Consider the following 18,994-nt stretch of genomic DNA (forward strand, 5'->3'; position numbering starts at 1 on the left):
GTTCTCTTTAATAGAAGTTCTTATACTGAGCTCACTTAAAACAAAAAAAGAGCGACTATGAAACGTTATTTTTCTCTGACACTCCTTGCAACTGCGGTACTTGCAGGATGTGCAACAACAAGTCTCACCTCTGATGATGTTAGCAAAGGGTATTATTCAATCAAGGCCCAACAACTCGCAGAGCATGTCAAAGTGCTTGCCTCCGATGAATTTGGAGGCCGCGCTCCATCTTCAAAAGGTGAAGAACTCACACTAGCTTACCTTACTGAAGAATTTAAAAAACTAGGTTATCAACCAGGTAATGGCGACAGCTTCTTACAAGAAGTTCCGTTGGTGTCTCTTGAAGCAGATCCAAACATGGTGTTAACTATCGGCGGCAAAGATTACCAGTATAAAAAAGACATGGTAATGGGCAGCAGTCGCATTAGCGAACGCCAAAGTATTAAAGACTCTGAACTGGTATTTGTTGGTTATGGTGTTAATGCCCCAGAATATAATTGGAATGATTACGCAGGTTTAGATGTTAAGGGTAAAACTGTGGTGATCTTAGTCAACGACCCTGGTTTTGCCACTAAAGATCCTGCTTTGTTTACCGGTGATGCCATGACTTACTATGGCCGTTGGACTTACAAATACGAAGAAGCCAGCCGTCAAGGTGCTGCTGGGGCTATCATCGTTCATGAAACTGCACCGGCCTCTTACCCTTGGTCTGTGGTTGAAAACTCATGGAGCGGCGAGCAGTTTGGTTTTCAAAAAGAAAACAATAATATGGACAGAGTCGCTGTTGAAGGTTGGGTAACCACAGAGGTTGCTAACGAGCTTTTCACTAAAGCAGGTTTAGATTTTGCCAGTGCAAAAGCCAATGCAGCAAAAGGCGCTTATCATGTTGATATGGGCGATTTAACAGCGTCTGTTGCGGTTAAAAACACCATCAAAAAATCAATTTCATATAACTTCATTGCGACTTTACCCGGTAGTGAAAAACCAGATGAGCATATTATATACTCAGCACACTGGGATCACTTAGGTACTGATAAAAACCGTAAAGGCGACCAAATCTACAATGGAGCACATGATAACGCGACAGGCACTGCAGGCTTAATTGAAGTAGCAGAAGCGTTTGCAAGCTTACCAAAGCACCCTAGCCGCTCAATGACTTTTTTGGCAGTGACAGCTGAAGAGCAAGGTTTATTAGGATCTAAGTATTATGCTGCACACCCAGTGATAGCAGCAAATAAGACAGTCGCTAATATTAATATGGATAGCTTGAACTTGTTAGGCAAAGTAAAAGATATCAGCGTAGTTGGTATTGGTAAATCAGAAATGGACTCGCTATTAGCACAGGCAGCTAATGCACAAGGGCGCACCGTCTCGGGCGATCCTAAACCATCTTCAGGCGGGTACTATCGCTCTGATCATTTTGCTTTCGCCAACATGGGTATTCCAGCGATGTATGCGGGTGGTGGCAGTGAAGCACTTGACGAAGATACGGCTAATTATCGTAAACGCATGAGCTTAGTGCTACGTGGTTGTTACCATCAACCATGTGACAGGTACCGTGACGAATGGGATCTATCGGGAGCTGTACAAGACTTACAACTGTTTTATCAAGTAGGTTTTGACATTTCTGAGCAACCACAATGGCCCAAATGGAATGCGAACTCAGAATTCCAAAGAAAATAACGCAAATGATATTGATTTTCATTTAATTTGAATCTAAAGTGCAACTTAGATAGTTTTTAGGTTGCACTTATGTTTTCACTTTCACTGCCCAAAATTAGTTTTCCAACGTCCACACATTTTATTACCAGTAATAAACGGATAATATTACCGCTATTGTTGTTGTGTTGTTTAGCGTATGCTCCTTTGCGAGCAATGACATTGACGGCAATGAGTGATGCGTTTTTTCAAGTTAGTATATTTGTTGCCGCCACTTTATTTATCTATTACTACGCCATCGATCGGTTGCCTCACTTAGAGCTTGGCTATTTAAGTCAAAAATCACCCTTGTTAGAAATTAGTTTTGCTTCATTACTCGGTGCTTTACCTGGCTGCGGAGGCGCCATCATAGTAGTGACACAATTTACCAAAGGACAAGCGAGCTTTGGCTCTATCGTTGCGGTATTAACAGCGACCATGGGGGATGCTGCATTTTTACTATTAGCAACGAAGCCGCTTGAAGGCTTACTTATTATGATTATTGGCCTGAGCGTTGGTATTATCAGCGGCTCCTTAGTCAATGCTTTTCATAAGCAAGATTATCTTCGCCCAGCAAAAAATGATTATGCTGATGAGTGCTTAAATCAGCCTAGTAAGGCAATTATTGTCAGCAAATCAATTTGGCAAATTATTATAATGCCCAGTCTTATTGTGGCAATAATGATTGCTTTCAATACTGACTTTTCAGCCTTTGACGCTCTACTTGCTGAGTCAATTACCTTATTTGGCGCTATTATGGCGCTATTGGCTGTGACCACTTGGGCGCTGTCGTCTAAAGGTCAAAGCTATCAACAAGTAACTTCAGAAGAAGAAACTATAACGCCCCCTTCAAAGCTATATAAAGTTTTACAAGACACCCATTTTGTCACGGCATGGGTAGTTGCCTCGTTCATGCTATTTGAGTTATTAGTTACATTTGCCGGTGTAGATTTAAAAGCCTGGTTTACCCACTATGCATACTTAGCCCCTTTAGTTGCCGTTTTGATTGGTTTTTTACCTGGCTGTGGACCACAAATAGTGGTAACTACATTGTATATTCAAGGCATCATTCCCTTTAGTGCCTTAGCTGCGAATGCAATATCAAATGACGGCGATGCCCTTTTCCCTGCAATCGCAATGGCACCACGTGCCGCATTTGTGGCAACAATATATTCGGCAATTCCCGCTTTACTCGTTGGTTATGGCTTATATTTCTTTGGGTTGTAAGTCACTGACATAAAAAAGCTCAGCGACTGCTGAGCTTTTCATTATACCAATCGTGTTAAGTTACTGACCATTTATAGCGACAAATAAATACAGTGATAACAAGGCATAAATTTTGACATGTAGTTGTTCTACTTGAAAAATTATAACGCAGTTAGCGCTTTATTTAGCTCGCTAGAATGGTTAAATATTTAAGTCAATTGGTATTATTCATTATTTAATTAAACAGTAGCGGATTCTAGAGCAACTTCTTTTGGATTTGGGCCATGATCGTTCTCCCCTTCTTGCGAATTTTGTGCATAGAAAACAATTAAAACAATCCAGCCGATTACTGGTACTAACCAAAGTAACTGCCACCAACCTGAACGATTCGTATCATGAAGACGACGAGCACCAGCACTTAGACCTGGGATCAATAGCGCGAGGCTATAGATAGTGCCAATAAACATTGTACCTAATAAGCTATCAACTGCATTACATACAATTGAGAAAATCGTATTAAATAATACGAACATCCAGTAAGCTTTACGACGGCTACGACCTGAAAAATCCGCGTAGCTGCGCAACGCATTCATATAATGTTCCATTGTATTTCCTTAGTGTTATTTTTTATATTCCCTAATAGGGCCTTTATTACTTTTCAGTAACCCTTGTATATTAATTAAAAACAACTATTTGTAAAAGAAAAACCAGCATTAAGCTGGTTTTAAAATAGGTAACGTTTAAAGTTAACTCATTGCCATCATCATTTTGGCTGGGTTCTCTAAATACGATTTCCACAAATTATTAAAACGTGCAATCGTGCCGCCATCTATCACGCGATGATCACCAGACCAACTGACTTGCATAATAGCCTTACTAACAACCTGACCTTGCTCATCAAAACGCGGGAGATGTTGTAATTTACCCAATGCCACAATCGCCACTTCTGGCTTGTTGATAATTGGCGTCGCAACTGTGCCGCCAATCGCACCAATATTAGAAATGCTAATTGTGCCACCTTTGAGATCGTCAGGGCTAACACGTCCTTCACGGGCAGCATCCGTCAATCGCGTTACTTCATTGGCTACATCAACAATACTCTTTGTTTGACATTGTTTGATATTTGGCACTAACAAACCAATTTTAGAGTCAACTGCCATACCGATATTGTGATCATCAAAGTAGCTAAGCTCAGTGCATTCATCATTTATTTTCGAGTTTAATACCGGAAATTCTTTCATAGCCAGCGATAAGGCCTTGATGAAAAATGGCATCATTGTCAATTTAACGCCTTGTTGCTTATATTGCTCTTTTAAATCACTGCGCAAAGCAATCAAAGTTGTTAAATCAATCTCATCACAAAATGTAAAATGTGGGATAGTCGTTACCGAAGCAACCATTTGTTTAGCCATTGCTGCTTTGATGCCTTTAATTGGCTCAATGCGCATGCCGCCAGTGTCGCTAGCTGTGGTTTTCGTAACGTCAGGCTTCGTTTGCAGTGGTGATGTATCAATACTATTTGGCACTTCCCCTTTCACAAACTGTTCAATGTCCTCTTTGTAAATACGGCCATTCTTACCACTGCCTGGGACTGTGGTTAGATCAACATCAAGTTCACGTGCTTTGCGTCTTACTGCCGGTGATGCGACCGCCTTTTTATTAATTACAGGGGCTGTCACTGACTTTTCAACTACTGCTGGTTTTTGCTCTACCGCTTTGGTTTGTGCTTTCACTAATGCATCATTGATATCGACAACGTTTGCTTGAGTGCCTGCAATCGACATTTGAAAAAGTGGACTGTGTACTTGTGCAACATCCCCTTTAGCATAATAAAGTTTTACCACTGTGCCGGTATATTTAGCTGGAATTTGTACGAGTGCTTTATCTGTCATTACATCACAAACGGCTTGGTCTTCTTCTATCAAATCGCCTTCGCTGACTAACCACTCAACAATTTCACACTCAACAATTCCTTCACCAATATCGGGAAGGATAAAATCCTCAACGACTTCAGAGTGAGTATTTGTTTGCGTGTGCTCTATTACGCTGGTTGTTTCTGGTTGAGTATGATCGGCTGTAGTCTCACCAGCTACATCCATTGCAAACAGCGGGGCATGCACTAAAGCAATATCCCCTTTAGCATAATAGAGCTTACTGATCACACCATCATGAACCGCAGGAATTTGCACCAGTGCTTTGTCTGTCATTACATCACAAATCGGTTGATCTTCAGCTACGGTGTCGCCTTCGGCTACTAACCATTCAACAACTTCACATTCAACGATGCCTTCACCGATATCCGGTAAAATAAAATCTTTTGCCATGATGACTCCTAAAATTCGACCGATTGCTTGATTGCTGCGAGCACTTTCAACGCATCAGGTACATATTCTTTTTCAAGCGCTAATGGATACGGAGTATCTAAGCCGCAAACACGTAAGATAGGTGATTCTAAATGCAAAAAACATTCTTGTTGGATTGTCGCCGCAATTTCTGCACCAAAACCATTAGTGATTGGTGCTTCATGGCTAACAATAAGTCGCCCTGTTTTTGTCACTGAGTTAACAATCGTTTCCATATCCCATGGTAAAATACTGCGTAGATCAATCACTTCACAACTAATACCCTGCTCACTTGCACGTTTTGCAGCATCTTCGATGATTTCCATCTGTGCGCCCCAAGCAAGTAGTGTTACATCCGTACCTTCACTAACTATTTCAGCTTTACCAAGTTCAATGCTGTAATCTTGTTCAGGAACTTCACCCGTTGATGCACGATATAAACGTTTAGGCTCAAAGAAAATAACTGGATTATCATCTTTAATTGCAGCACGTAATAAGCCCTTTGCTTGGTAAGGGTTGCGAGGGACAACAATCTTAAGTCCCGGGGTATGTGCAAAATAAGCTTCAGGTGATTGCGAATGATATAAACCACCGGCAATACCACCACCGTAAGGAGTACGGATAGTCAGGTTGCCAACATTAAACTCGTTACCGCTACGATAACGAAATTTAGCAGACTCATTTACTATTTGGTCAAAGGCTGGAAAGATATAATCGGCAAATTGAATTTCAGCAAGTGCTGGTGCGCCAAACGCTGCTAAGCCATTAGCAAAACCCATGATCCCTTGTTCGGTTAATGGTGTATTAAATACACGGTGCTGACCATATTTCTCTTGTAGACCAGACGTTGCGCGAAATACGCCGCCAAAATAGCCAACATCTTCACCAAAAATACACGCTTGCGGATGTTCAGCCATAGTTATATCAAGGGCTGAATTAATCGCATGTAACATATTCATTTTAGCCATTACTTAATTCTCCCTGCAGTCACTGGGTAAGCATCGGGGTGTTGCTTGATATGCGTTTTCAATTGCTCGTATTGACGTTGCAAAGAAGGGATCGGTGTATCATATACATCCGACACCAACTCTTCTAAGGCCGGTTTTGCAATCACTTCAGCGCGTTTTAATGCGGCTAGGATATCTTCACGAATTTGCTCTTTGGCTTTATTGTCTTCTTCTTCATTAAGCCAGTTTTGCTTAATTAACCATTTGCGAAAACGTTCGATTGGACAAGATTGATAATTTGCTTCTTCGTCTTTTGAACGATAGCCACTAGGATCATCTGATGTAGAATGCGCGCCAAGGCGATATGCAATCGATTCAATTAAAATCGGCTCACCTGTTTTAGTGGCAAGTTCACGGGCTTTTTTAGTTGCGGCATAAACAGCAAGTGCATCAGCACCATCAACACGAATCGTTTTAATACCGTAACCTACGCCACGAGAAGCGATGCCGTCGCCCTTAAATTGCTCATCCGCAGGAGTTGAAATCGCATAGCCGTTATTGCGAGCAAAAAATATAACCGGTGACTTATGCACTGCGGCCATATTTAAACCAGCATGGAAGTCTCCTTCTGAAGCAGCCCCTTCGCCAAAGTAACAGATAGTTATGTTATCTATCGTTGAGCTTAGTTCACCTGATTTTGCATCTATGTGTTTAATTTTCTGCCCGTACGCGTAACCTGTTGCTTGCGGTATTTGAGTACCTAGCGGCGATGAGATAGTCATGTAATTAAGTGCACTTGAACCGTAGTGAATTGGCATTTGGCGACCTTTACCTAAATCCAACTCATTTGAAAACATTTGATTCATAAACTGATCAAGTGTGAAGCCACGATAATGAAGTGCAGCCTGCTCACGGTATTGCGCCATGATCATATCGTCTTGATCAAGTGCCGCAGCAGACGCTGTCACTGCCGCCTCTTCGCCTAAACATTGCATGTAAAAGCTTACCCGGCCTTGGCGTTGAGCAGCTTGCATACGCTCATCAAGTGCACGAATAAAACGCATTGTTTCATATAACCGCAGCGCAGTACTTTCATCAATATCGGGGGCTGTTGCACCGTCGTGGATATCGCCATCCTCGTTTAAAATACTCAAGGTCGGAATATTTAAGGCATGACCGTCAATAAATGAGAGATCATGACTAATATTCAGCGATACGTTATTTGGATTGCTCATAACCTACCTTCTTTTGTTGTCGTAAACAGTACAAGTCAGTTGTTATTATTGGCTGTGCTCTGCAGGATAAACTTTGCAGAAACTGTACTGTATTTAAATTAAAGCTGCTAACACTTTACGTTAACGTAAAGTGTTATTCAACTAATCATAGACGAAACAAAGTTAATTGGCGACAGTGGCATTGGAAAGTTAACTATACAAAAGCATAAAGTATATACAATCATATAGTTAATGATTTGAGCTGACCTGCAAAGCAACAAATTAAATAATATTATCAGTCAGTTGTAATGGTATTACCGTTAATAATGCACGTTGTCCAAGGGCAACATCGGCATTAGGAAATATAATTGCTTCGCCTTCAACATCTGCGTAATAACAGGTCTGACCATCCGTTGCGAGTAAATCACCTTTGCTAAACCCGGTAAAATTCTCGGCATCATCCGAAAAAGGAAACGAAAAATCGTGTTCAGTGCGATTGATTGATCGGTGCACAGCAAATAACTCAAAGTCACTTGCATCAAATTCTTTATATATCACTTCTTTTTGGCTAATTAATGCGATTAGGGTCGCTTTGGTTTTCGCAAAACGACTCATATCATTTTCACCAAACGGTTTTACTTGACCAAGTTCAACGGTAAATGAATCTGCACCATGAACAAAAGAAGAATAGTAACTAAAAGTGGTGGCTGGTGATTTCATCATTAGCACCGTATTTACTCCACAGCTTAATAAAAACTGTAGTTGCGACTTTTTCCACGGTTTACCATGTAAAAAGGGATATACAGCAAATTTATCATTTTTTGAACCACGAATAGCAGTATGCAAATCGTAATGACAGCGCTCTCGCTGCTGACCGCCGCGTTGATAAAAGTCACTAACATATTGTTCAAGCTTGGCCGCTCGTGTGCGCTCATTATTCATCTTTACACCTTCGACAGTGTGATGACCATTAAATAAACGGTTTAGATTTTCTTCTACAAAACGCTTATCAATATTAATTGATTGCGGGTTACCAAAAATAAACAGTACACGCTGTGCTAGTTGTAAATCGCCTAAGATAATACGCTTAATTAATTCATCGCAAATTTCAATAGGTGCTGTTTCATTACCATGGATCGCACTTGAAAGTACCACATCGATTGTAGTTGCGCATTTTGGTTGAAACTCTATAACGCCAGTGTCATGAATAGTTACAGTGGTACCATTACTTAAAGTAAAAGCACTCGGTGCTAAGTGCCATTCATTATTACGGCTGAGAGTTAAAAAATCGCCTTGCTGTTGTAATTCGTTTAAATACTCTGAGTTGGCTGTCATAATCCAAATGCCTTCATATTATTATGCAAATGAGAAACAAAAACGGCTGAATAAATCAGCCGTTATAAAATTGTCTAAGCGTTATTAACTAATCACTGAATCAACCAACTTCTTGGCTTCTTTTTCTAATAGCGCTAAATGTTCTTCACCTTTGAATGATTCAAGGTAAATTTTATAAATGTCTTCAGTCCCTGATGGACGCGCTGCAAACCAGCCGTTTTCAGTAACTACTTTTAAACCACCAATAGCGGCATTATTACCAGGCGCATGAGTTAGCTTTTGTAAAATAGGCTCGCCCGCAAGTGTATCTGCCGTAACATCTTTCGCACTTAGCCCTTTAAGTCGCTCTTTTTGGGCAGAACTTGCAGGTGCATCTATACGTTTGTATATAGGCGCACCAAATTCGAGCTCAAGCTCTTTATAAAGTGCTGATGGAGTTTTTCCTGTTACAGCTAAAATTTCCGCGGCTAATAAACCCATGATGAAACCGTCTTTGTCGGTATTCCATACTGTACCGTCAAAACGAAGGAATGATGCCCCGGCACTTTCTTCACCGCCAAACGCGAGTGTTCCAGTACTTAGCCCTTCGACAAACCATTTAAAACCAACAGGTACTTCTTGCACTTGACGATTATTACGGGCAACTACTCGGTCAATCATCGCACTTGAAACAAGTGTCTTGCCAATTTCAACGTCTTTGGACCAATCACGATGATTTAATAAGTAATCAATGGCAACCGCTAAAAAGTGATTAGGATTCATTAAGCCGTCAGGAGTTACAATACCATGGCGATCATAATCTGGATCATTGCCAATGCTTATATCAAAATCATCTTTAAGGGCGATTAAGTTTGCCATCGCATAAGGTGATGAGCAATCCATACGAATTTTGCCATCTTTATCAAGTGGCATAAATGCAAAGCGCGGATCGACACTTTCATTGACGATTGTTAAATCTAAAGCAAATTTTTCGGCGATAATAGGCCAAAAGTTGATCCCTGAACCACCGAGCGGATCAATACCCACTTTAATATTTGCCTTTGCAATCGCTTTTACATCAACAACATTAATCAAATCTTCAATATAAGGAGTCATTAAATCTTGGTATTTAATAAAACCTGAACGGGCAGCTTTTGCAAATGGGAATAGCTCAACTTCAACTAAATCTTCTAGTAGTAGTTGATTTGCTCTGTCTTCTATCCACTTAGTAACGTCAGTATCTGCCGGGCCACCATTAGGTGGGTTATATTTAAAACCGCCGTCTTCTGGAGGATTATGTGAAGGTGTAACAACAATACCGTCAGCTAATTCATGAGGATGTAATTTGTTATGACACACGACCGCGTGACTAATCACCGGTGTAGGTGTAAAATCGTCGTTTTCTTGAGTGATCACTTGTACTTCGTTAGCAACAAGTACTTCAATCGCTGAATTGTAAGCCGCCTCACTTAACGCGTGCGTATCCTTACCTAAGAATAGTGGTCCAAAAATATTATTTTGTTTTCGGTAATCACAAATTGCTTGAGTAATGGCGAGAATGTGAGATTCATTGAATTTCACATCATATGAACAACCTCGGTGCCCTGAAGTACCAAAAGCAACACAATGTTCAGGGTTTTGCTCTAGATCGGGTTCATTTAAATAATAAGCAGACACTAATTTTGGTACATTTACTAAATCTGATTGTGTTGCAGGTTTCCCTGCACCGGAATGAATCGCCATTACATTTCCTTTATAAGTAGTCTCGAATTTTTTCAGCTTGTTCAGCACTGTAGCCTAAGCCAAGTGCCACTTCGTGTAGCATCATTTTCTTACGGGTAGTATTTGAGTTGGTCATTACCCAGTATTCACTGTCGGTAATGTTTTTTGGATTCATACTGCTGCCACTGTTTACTAACGCTTCTTTGCTGGTTGCGAAGTAAACGCGATCACGCCCTTGCACATCCAATACCGCTGAAAAATCAGTTTTATGAGTTCTATGTAAAGCAGATAAAATAAACAAAAAGCGCCCTACTACGCCTTTTTGCATCGCCAACTCTTCTTTATTGAGTATATTAAAAACACTGGCATGCGCTTGTGTCAATGGTGTGACAGCGGCTGACTTTTTATTCTCGGTCGATGAGGTGTTTTCAGTTGTTTGAGTCGTCTTTGCAACCTCATGCGTGACGGGCTGTTCTGGTTTTTCTTGCGCGGCTAAATCATTTTCGCCGTGAATATTTAATAAACGACGTAAAATAGTTGAGGCGCTTTCGCCTATACTTTGAGTGTTACTTGCAATGTATTGATATAACTCGTCGTCTATGTCAATTTTTTTCATGTTATTCCTGTCGTTACGGGTCACATTTTTTTCATCCATGCTGATTATACCCAAACCTGATTTAATTCTCTATGTTTTGCAATTTGTTATTTCACTAGGCAAACTAGGCACACTTTTATGAGATTGGTTTTGGAAACTGTGATGCTGTTAAATTACAAACAAACTGGCCAAGGGCCGCATGTAATTTTGATCCATGGATTGTTTGGTTCACTGGAAAATTTAAATGTTATAGCCAATGCATTGGCAGAAAATTTTACAGTAACGAATCTTGATTTACGTAACCATGGCCGTTCACCACACAGTGATATTATGGATTACCCGGCAATGGCTGACGACGTACTCGCCTTAATGGACCATTTAAGTATTGATAAAGCCCATTTAGTCGGTCATTCTATGGGCGGGAAAGTTGCTATGCAAATAGCACATATTAATCCAAGCTCAGTAAATAAGCTCGTAGTATTAGATATCGCTCCTGTTGCATATCAAAGTCGTCATGATGATATCATTGCGGCATTAAAGCTGGTAAAAAGCCATGCTATTAATGACCGCAAAGAAGCGGATAAATTAATGACGCAGCTAATACCTGAATTAGGTGTTCGCCAGTTTTTGCTAAAAAGCTATGCGAAAAACGAACTTGGTGAACTGCAGTGGCGCTTTAATTTGACTACCCTAAGTGAAAAATATCGCAATATTTTAGCAAATATTAAAGCAAATGATTCTTGTTTATGCGATACTTTATTTATCAAAGGGAACGATTCTGATTATATATTGCCTGAATATCGTGAAGCTATTATGGCTCAATTTAGCAACGCAAAAGCAAGAATTATTCATGGCGCAGGTCATTGGTTGCATGCCCAAAAACCAATGGCGGTTAATAAGTCTATCAATGATTTTTTAATGGCTTAATAAAGCAAAATTTAATCACGTATTTTTGACTTAGCGCACTAAATTATTACAATTTTATATGCTATAGTACGCGCCGTTTAATTTAAAGGTTATACGTTGATGGTCAGTCAGTTAATTAACGAATTTGATACCCTTGGGTTGTACTTTGGCTTAGCCGGTGTGTTCTTTTTTATCGGTATGGCTATCCAAGACGTACTAAAAAAAGGTAATGTGCCTAAATTTGGCCGTTATGTAGTATGGCTTGTGCTATTTTTAGGGTGTTCTGGTTTTATCGCTAAAGGACTTATTCAAGTTTTTTGGCAAGGTGCGGGTGTGGGTTAACCATGGCTAAGTCTGAAACAGATAGAACAACGCTCGATTTATTTGAATACGAAAAACGCCCCGGCAGACCAAAAACGAATCCCCTACCAAGGGAGGTTCAGTTAAAGGTAAATAAACGTAATCAAATAAAAAGAGATAAAGCACGTGGTTTAAAGCGTGTCGAATTTAAAGTTTCATCGCAGTTATATCAAGCGTTAAGCGATATGGCCGATGCACAAAATATTAGCCGCAGTGCGCTGATTGAAACTATTTTACAAGAAAGATTGGCTATTGATAGATAAAAGGTTTTAAATCCATGGCAAGTGTAGGTATTTTTTTCGGAAGTGACACAGGTAACACAGAACACGTAGCTAAAATGATCCAAAAAGAATTGGGTAAAAAGTTAGTGGCTGTGCATGATATTGCTAAAAGTTCAAAAGAACAGATCGCAGAATTTGATTTAATCTTATTTGGCATTCCTACTTGGTATTATGGTGAAGCACAATGTGATTGGGATGACTTTTTCCCTGAATTAGAAGAAGTTGATTTTGAAGGCAAGCTTGTGGCTATTTTTGGCTGTGGCGATCAAGAAGACTACGCTGAATACTTCCTTGATGCGATGGGTATGATCAATGACATCGTTACTGAGCGTGGCGCTATTGTTGTGGGTCATTGGCCAACACAAGGGTATGATTTTGAAGCCTCGAAAGGCATGGCTGATGACAACCATTTTGTTGGTTTAGGCATTGATGAAGACCGTCAACCAGAGCTTACTGAACAACGTGTAAAAGCATGGTCAGCACAAGTTTATGAAGAAATGTGTTTAAGTGAACTTGCTGATTAAATGCACTTTATTGCTAGTAATCGTATAAAATAGTGACGTTCGTTTTCCTATTACACATTTTATAAGTATTTCTAGCAATTGATCTTTGCACTTAATGACTAGGCACGTTATTCTTATCGTTGCTAATGTGTCGTGTACATCTTTGTAAGGTGTCTAGTATAACCAAATATAATTGAGACAGATTTAATGACTGATCATAACTTGGAATTAAAAAAAGCCGGCTTAAAAGTAACTTTGCCGCGTATTAAAATTTTAGAGATTTTACAATCTCCAGATAACCAACACATCAGCGCTGAAGATGTTTACAAAATTCTTTTGGACCTAGGTGAAGAAATTGGCCTTGCTACTGTGTACCGCGTACTTAACCAATTTGATGATGCGGGTATTGTTAGCCGTCACCATTTTGAAGGCGGTAAGTCTGTATTTGAACTCTCTGGTAGCACACACCATGATCACCTAGTATGTTTAAAATGTGGTAAAGTTGTTGAATTTGAAGATGAAATGATTGAACGTCGTCAACTTGAAATTTCAGAAGAAAATGGTATTAAATTAACCAACCACTCTCTTTATCTGTATGGCGAGTGTACTGACACTGCAGCATGTAAAGCATTTGCTGATAGCCAATAATTTATTAGCTGAATAAAAAAAACCTGCAAATTGCAGGTTTTTTTATGTCTGTTACTTTTATCCCCTCGCCTTTGAGCGAAGGGATAAAAAACTACTGCTGTGTTTTAGTCCAAGAATCACGTAAACCAACTGTTTGGTTAAATACAATGTTCTCTGACTTAGTATCACGGCTGAAGTACCCTGTACGTTCAAATTGAAAACCTTGTGCAGGCTCTGCATTAGCAAGTGATGGCTCAAGTTTTGCGTTTGCTAAAACCACTAATGAATCAGGATTTAAAGTTGTTGCAAAGTCTTCAGCTGCTGCAGGATTTGGTACGCTGAATAACCGATCATATAAACGAACTTCTGCGGTGATTGACTCACTGGCTGACACCCAGTGGATAACGCCCTTCACTTTACGTCCATCAGTTGGATTTTTGCCCAGCGTTTGTGGATCATAGCTACAGAAAATCGTGGTTATTTCGCCATTTTCGTCTTTTTCAACACGCTCTGCTTTAATAACATAAGCACCACGTAAACGAACTTCTTTATCAAGTACTAAGCGCTTGAATTTGTTATTTGCTTCTTCTTTGAAGTCTTCACGTTCAATATAAATTTCACGGGTGAACGGAACATCACGACGACCCATACTTTCATCATTTGGATGATTTGCAATTGATAAGGTTTCAACGGTATCAACAGCATAGTTTTCAATGATGATTTTAACCGGATCGAGAACGGCCATGGCACGTGGAGCATGTTCGTTTAAATCTTCACGGATACAGGCTTCAAGCATGCCCATTTCAACCATGTTTTCTTGTTTGGTTACGCCAATACGTAAGCAAAATTCACGAATTGATGCTGGTGTATAACCACGACGGCGAAGACCTGCAATGGTAGGCATACGCGGATCATCCCACCCTTCAACATACTCATTGACCACTAAATCATTTAGCTTACGCTTTGACATTATAGTGTATTCAAGGTTTAACCTTGAAAACTCAATTTGTTGTGGATGACATTCAAGACTGATGTTATCTAACACCCAATCATATAAACGGCGGTTATCTTGAAATTCAAGTGTACACAATGAATGGGTAATACCCTCTAGCGCATCTGAAATACAGTGCGTAAAGTCATACATTGGGTAAATGCACCATTTATCACCGGTCTGATGATGGTGTGCAAATCGAACACGATAAATAATAGGATCACGCAGCACCATAAATGAGCTGGCCATATCGATTTTTGCACGTAGTACACACTCGCCTTCTTTAAATTCACCAGCACGCATTTTTTCAAATAGTGCTAGGTTTTCTGAAGGACTAGTATCACGGGTTGGACTATTTTTACCAGGCTCTTTTAACGTGCCGCGATATTCACGCGCTTGATCAGCTGTTAAAAAGCAAACATAGGCTAAGCCTTTATTAATAAGCTCTACAGCATAGTCATACAAAGTATCAAAATAATTTGACGAATACTTTATTTCACCATCCCAGTTAAAACCTAACCACTGAACATCTTCTTTGATTGAATTAACGTAGTTAATATCTTCTTTTTCAGGGTTAGTATCATCAAAACGTAAATTACATTGACCACTGTAGTCTTGCGCTATACCAAAATTTAAACAAATTGATTTAGCATGACCAATATGTAAAAAACCATTTGGCTCTGGTGGAAAACGAGTATGTGTAGACGCATGTTTACCTGATGCTAAATCTTCATCAATACGGGTTCTTATAAAGTTACTTGGGCGATTCTCAATTTCCGCCATAGGAATACAATCCTCACAATAGTGCATGGTGACAAAACTACTGCATTATACCCAAACCACCCCAAGATGCGAGTTTCAGTTGGAATTAAAAGCGATTTAGGCAAGGCATTGATTGCAAATAATAGTGGTTCTATTGGTAAAATCAATAACGCAGTATAAATCGCTTTTAAACCAACCCGTTGGGCGTTTCGCAGGCACTTACTCTCATCGTTGTTACTTCTTAAAAGGGACTGCCATTGTTGCAAAGTAACGCCTTGATATTAAGCCCCTGTGAAACGCTGAATTCTGCATATTGAGGTGGTTTGGGTATATTATAAAAACAAACTTTAACATACAGTAATAGATGCGGGTTTATTACATATTGTGTGCTTAGCGGAAAATACTAGCTAAAGAACCACGACTGGGTTGTTATTTAATCTCTTAATGACGATAAATTGTTCTAGCGCAATAAAACAGTCATTCAACCAAGCTACAGTGACGTCATTAAAGTAATTCTTTTAAGGAGAAAATAATGGCTTCACTTTCACAGCATCGCGTTTATATCCCAACTACTGCACGCGCAAACCAATATATCTTAGCGGAGTTCGTACCCAGTGCCGATTTATACGCACGTTTTAGTAATATACAGCAATGTTATGAACGTTTAGCACGACAGCTATTCTCTTCATGTGATGAATACGAGCTACACAATGTACATTTGATAGCAAACGATAAGCTCCCCGTTGTTAGGTTTCATGAAGAGTCGTATTGTTTACAAACAGAAAAACAAATTTTATTCTTTTATAACCCGCGTTACCATGAAGCGCATAAATGCATTTACGACAGCAGCAAACCCAGTAAAAAAATTCGCTTACTCTTCCTTGCTACTGGTGAAGACTTGCGTGCGAATGCTGCCATATTCCATACTCGGGTTAAAAAAGTACTCGAATACCTACAAAGCACATTATTGATCGATGAAGCAGCAATAAAAGTGCGTGATCATCAACATTTAACCTATGACTTGTTCGCCAAAGCGAAAGGATGTAAAGAAAGCTACGGTTATAAACTCAGAGGACTCTACCCTCGCTACCAAAGCCGCCATTGTACACTCCCTGCAGAACATAATGAGATGACCTATACGACATTTGCGATCCCAATAACACGTACTATTAAAACTCAGTTTCATCATTTACTTAATAAGCCAACATTCACAGAGTTTTACCAGCACTTTTATGACGCATTTATTAAGCAATGCGCCGCCAAAAATTTACATTTAGCGGCGATGATAGCAAATGGTACGATGCCAATAATTAGAAACAGTAAGACTGATAACAACGATGGCAATCATGAATTGCAAAAGCTAAGTTTTTCAACCGACGATCAAAAAACGCAATATAGTCATTATTGGCATGATGAAAAACTAGTAGATTCACTGCATTTTGTTATTGTTGCCAGTGAAAAAGACGAACAAGGAATTGGCCACGGTCGGTTTATGAATCAAGTTGAAAGTGTGATCCGTACACTCATCGAACCATTATCTATTAATATAGAGCGCCAAGATATCACTGTGCGATTTTTTCAACATATCAATCATTATCTATAATAGCGAGCTTGTCGATAATGAACCCCTTAAGCTAAGTTCAGGTTAACTACAGACCTTATCCCTGCCAGTATTTTTAGCATGGTAAAGGTTTGTGTCAGCAACTTTTAATAACGTATTAAGGGCGAGTCCTGGCTGCATTTGTGCTACACCAGCACTGCTTGTTAAAGTGATTTTTTTATCGGTCAAGCTTAACGATTTTAAACAAATGCATAAGTTACCGATAAAATCATGCCCTTGTGCAAGTGTTAAGTTTGGCATTACCACAATAAACTCTTCACCACCAAAGCGAGCAAATTGATACTCAGTATCAGCTAACTGCTCTGTAAGTAACGCGCTAAAAGCAATTAGGGCTTGATAACCGATATCATGACCATATTGATCATTTACTTGTTTAAAATGATCAATATCTAAAATTGAAACTGAAAAGTTTTGTTGCTTCCCGATAAGTTGCGCTGCAATAAAATCGAGAATATAGCGACGGTTATGAGCTCCAGTGAGTGGATCTGTATTTGCTCTGCGTTGGCTTCGTAAATATGCTTTGCGTTGATTTAATGCGAAAATTGTAATGCTTAATATCGCTAATATACCAATAACAGAATAGGCTGCTTGTAACTGTCCTTCTTTAGCTAACTTATCTAAAGTAATTTGTTGGTATTTTAATTTCTCTTCAGCCAACTGCAATTTGATATCTTGTTGAGTAGATTCAAATCGTGAGCGTGCTTCTTGCTCGAGTTTCTGCTGCGTTGTTTCTTTTGCTTGCTCTGTAAGCTTAATCAATAACTTCAGTGCATTAGTAGCCTCTGCAAAACGACCTAATTGTTCTAGGCTTTGCGCCTTTAAGCTGAGTGTATTCCGGCTGTAACGGTTATTAAGCGGCCTATCGTAATCAGTCAACAATAACTCTGATGCTTGAATATATTCAAGTGCTTGCTCTGGTTGCTGTAATGCTAAGAAAGTTTTAGCAAATCCATTATTTAATGCAATTATATGCGCTGGATTTACAATCACTTTATTGACATAACTTTTAGCCAAGTATAGTAGTTGCAACGCTTGCGAATATTTTTTTTGCTTCAGAGCAACATTTGCTTTACCAGCTGGCGCTAAAAAAAGATAGCGCGGTGCTTTTACCATTGCTGATAACATTATCATTTCTTCATAACAAGCCGCCGCTGAATCAAGTTTTTCGGCGCGCTCATATGTCATGCATAAGATATAGATAACAGGCAAACCATTGACAACATTGCCGTTTTTACTGGCGAGATCGCGTGCTAAAACTGCATATTGCTCACCTTTCTCAAATAGTGACATGGTCGAATAATATGCAGCTAAACTATCATAAACATAAAGCATGGTAGTTGATGACATATTCGCAGTTTTGGCTTCAATGTAGGCATTTTCGATAATTTCTATTGCTTTAGGGTATTCCTCTTGCCAGAGCAACAGAGCCCCTTCAATTGACTCAGCTTGTACCAACATCTCTAAATCGTTTGCTTGAATAAAGGCATTTTGTGCTAAGCGGATTTGTTTAATACTTTCAGGTAACAGCCCTTCTTCTAAAGAAAAAACACTCCGATACATTAACCAATAACCTTGGATCCAATCATCGTCTTTAGGCAGTTGTTGTTGGGCAAGTTCAAAGTAACTTTGTGAACGTGCGATATCACCTTTAAATAAATACAGCCGCGCTAACAAAGTATTATTATAAGCGTGTTCAGTGGTAGAAATACGCTGAGCTGCTTGTGTAATAACTAATTCTTCGATCAACTGATTTGGTTCAGCTAATGCGCGTTGTTCGGTTACTAAAAATGCGGTACGAAATGAAGTAGATGAAAATAAATTGAAAGAGCAACAAAAGCATACAAGGTAGACTGTAAAATAAATTATTCGCATTACTGCTAGATCTTCCAATGATAAAAAGCAATC

Annotated in this window: 17 protein-coding genes; 8 read left to right on the top strand and 9 right to left on the bottom strand. The window is 39.5% G+C overall.

Going from position 1 to position 18,994, the window contains the following annotated elements; all coding sequences use genetic code 11:
* Positions 1-57: 57 nt before the first annotated feature.
* On the top strand, positions 58-1,683 hold the full coding sequence (locus tag H5203_RS03235; RefSeq protein WP_182819375.1) for a M28 family metallopeptidase: 1,626 nt from the start codon (positions 58-60) through the stop codon (positions 1,681-1,683).
* A gap of 69 nt (positions 1,684-1,752) precedes the next feature.
* Complete coding sequence (locus H5203_RS03240) at positions 1,753-2,925, top strand: putative manganese transporter (protein ID WP_182819376.1); 1,173 nt, start codon at positions 1,753-1,755, stop codon at positions 2,923-2,925.
* A 218-nt stretch (positions 2,926-3,143) separates the two neighbouring features.
* Here H5203_RS03240 and H5203_RS03245 read toward each other — a convergent pair whose 3' ends face one another.
* The 7 genes from H5203_RS03245 to seqA all read right to left on the bottom strand — a co-directional run bounded on the left by H5203_RS03245 (position 3,144) and on the right by seqA (position 11,059).
* A complete protein-coding gene (locus H5203_RS03245) occupies positions 3,144-3,509 on the bottom strand; it encodes a DUF805 domain-containing protein (protein ID WP_182730938.1) in 366 nt (121 codons plus the stop codon).
* Positions 3,510-3,650: 141 nt separating this feature from the next.
* Complete coding sequence (locus H5203_RS03250) at positions 3,651-5,228, bottom strand: dihydrolipoyllysine-residue acetyltransferase (protein WP_182819377.1); 1,578 nt, start codon at positions 5,226-5,228, stop codon at positions 3,651-3,653.
* An 8-nt stretch (positions 5,229-5,236) separates the two neighbouring features.
* Positions 5,237-6,214: an alpha-ketoacid dehydrogenase subunit beta gene (locus tag H5203_RS03255; protein WP_145233893.1), complete on the bottom strand. Its 978-nt coding sequence runs from the start codon at positions 6,212-6,214 to the stop codon at positions 5,237-5,239.
* Positions 6,214-7,428, bottom strand: a complete 1,215-nt coding sequence (locus tag H5203_RS03260; RefSeq protein ID WP_145233891.1) for a thiamine pyrophosphate-dependent dehydrogenase E1 component subunit alpha — start codon at positions 7,426-7,428, stop codon at positions 6,214-6,216. Before H5203_RS03260 ends, H5203_RS03255 begins: the two co-directional genes overlap by 1 nt.
* A 261-nt stretch (positions 7,429-7,689) precedes the next feature.
* Entirely contained in the window at positions 7,690-8,742 is a 1,053-nt protein-coding gene (astE, locus tag H5203_RS03265; protein ID WP_145233889.1) for a succinylglutamate desuccinylase, read from the bottom strand.
* A gap of 84 nt (positions 8,743-8,826) precedes the next feature.
* Positions 8,827-10,464 (bottom strand): phosphoglucomutase (alpha-D-glucose-1,6-bisphosphate-dependent), encoded by a 1,638-nt coding sequence (pgm, locus tag H5203_RS03270; protein ID WP_182759827.1) that lies wholly within the window; start codon positions 10,462-10,464, stop codon positions 8,827-8,829.
* Positions 10,465-10,474: 10 nt separating this feature from the next.
* Positions 10,475-11,059: a replication initiation negative regulator SeqA gene (gene seqA / locus H5203_RS03275; RefSeq protein WP_149981080.1), complete on the bottom strand. Its 585-nt coding sequence runs from the start codon at positions 11,057-11,059 to the stop codon at positions 10,475-10,477.
* A gap of 141 nt (positions 11,060-11,200) precedes the next feature.
* Between seqA and H5203_RS03280 the strand changes: the two genes are divergently transcribed.
* The 5 genes from H5203_RS03280 to fur all read left to right on the top strand — a co-directional run bounded on the left by H5203_RS03280 (position 11,201) and on the right by fur (position 13,736).
* Positions 11,201-11,965 carry an alpha/beta fold hydrolase gene (locus H5203_RS03280; RefSeq protein ID WP_182819417.1) on the top strand — a complete coding sequence of 255 codons (765 nt, stop codon included), beginning with the start codon at positions 11,201-11,203 and terminating at the stop codon, positions 11,963-11,965.
* A gap of 99 nt (positions 11,966-12,064) precedes the next feature.
* On the top strand, positions 12,065-12,286 hold the full coding sequence (locus H5203_RS03285; RefSeq protein ID WP_054204660.1) for a DUF2788 domain-containing protein: 222 nt from the start codon (positions 12,065-12,067) through the stop codon (positions 12,284-12,286).
* A gap of 2 nt (positions 12,287-12,288) precedes the next feature.
* Complete coding sequence (gene ybfE, locus H5203_RS03290; protein WP_016709654.1) at positions 12,289-12,567, top strand: LexA regulated protein; 279 nt, start codon at positions 12,289-12,291, stop codon at positions 12,565-12,567.
* A 14-nt stretch (positions 12,568-12,581) separates the two neighbouring features.
* Complete coding sequence (fldA, locus tag H5203_RS03295) at positions 12,582-13,109, top strand: flavodoxin FldA (protein WP_145233882.1); 528 nt, start codon at positions 12,582-12,584, stop codon at positions 13,107-13,109.
* Between the two features lie 186 nt (positions 13,110-13,295).
* A complete protein-coding gene (gene fur, locus H5203_RS03300; protein ID WP_145233880.1) occupies positions 13,296-13,736 on the top strand; it encodes a ferric iron uptake transcriptional regulator in 441 nt (146 codons plus the stop codon).
* Between the two features lie 91 nt (positions 13,737-13,827).
* Here fur and glnS read toward each other — a convergent pair whose 3' ends face one another.
* Positions 13,828-15,489 carry a glutamine--tRNA ligase gene (gene glnS, locus H5203_RS03305; RefSeq protein ID WP_145233878.1) on the bottom strand — a complete coding sequence of 554 codons (1,662 nt, stop codon included), beginning with the start codon at positions 15,487-15,489 and terminating at the stop codon, positions 13,828-13,830.
* Positions 15,490-16,000: 511 nt separating this feature from the next.
* Here glnS and H5203_RS03310 point away from each other — a divergent pair.
* Positions 16,001-17,071, top strand: a complete 1,071-nt coding sequence (locus H5203_RS03310; protein ID WP_145233874.1) for a DUF3083 family protein — start codon at positions 16,001-16,003, stop codon at positions 17,069-17,071.
* A 42-nt stretch (positions 17,072-17,113) separates the two neighbouring features.
* Here the strand turns inward: H5203_RS03310 and H5203_RS03315 are convergent, their stop codons facing one another.
* On the bottom strand, positions 17,114-18,961 hold the full coding sequence (locus tag H5203_RS03315; RefSeq protein ID WP_182819378.1) for a GGDEF domain-containing protein: 1,848 nt from the start codon (positions 18,959-18,961) through the stop codon (positions 17,114-17,116).
* Between the last annotated feature and the right edge of the window lie 33 nt (positions 18,962-18,994).

This window comes from Pseudoalteromonas sp. SG41-1 (assembly GCF_014164575.1).
In the GTDB taxonomy this organism is placed as follows: Bacteria; Pseudomonadota; Gammaproteobacteria; order Enterobacterales; family Alteromonadaceae; genus Pseudoalteromonas; species Pseudoalteromonas rhizosphaerae.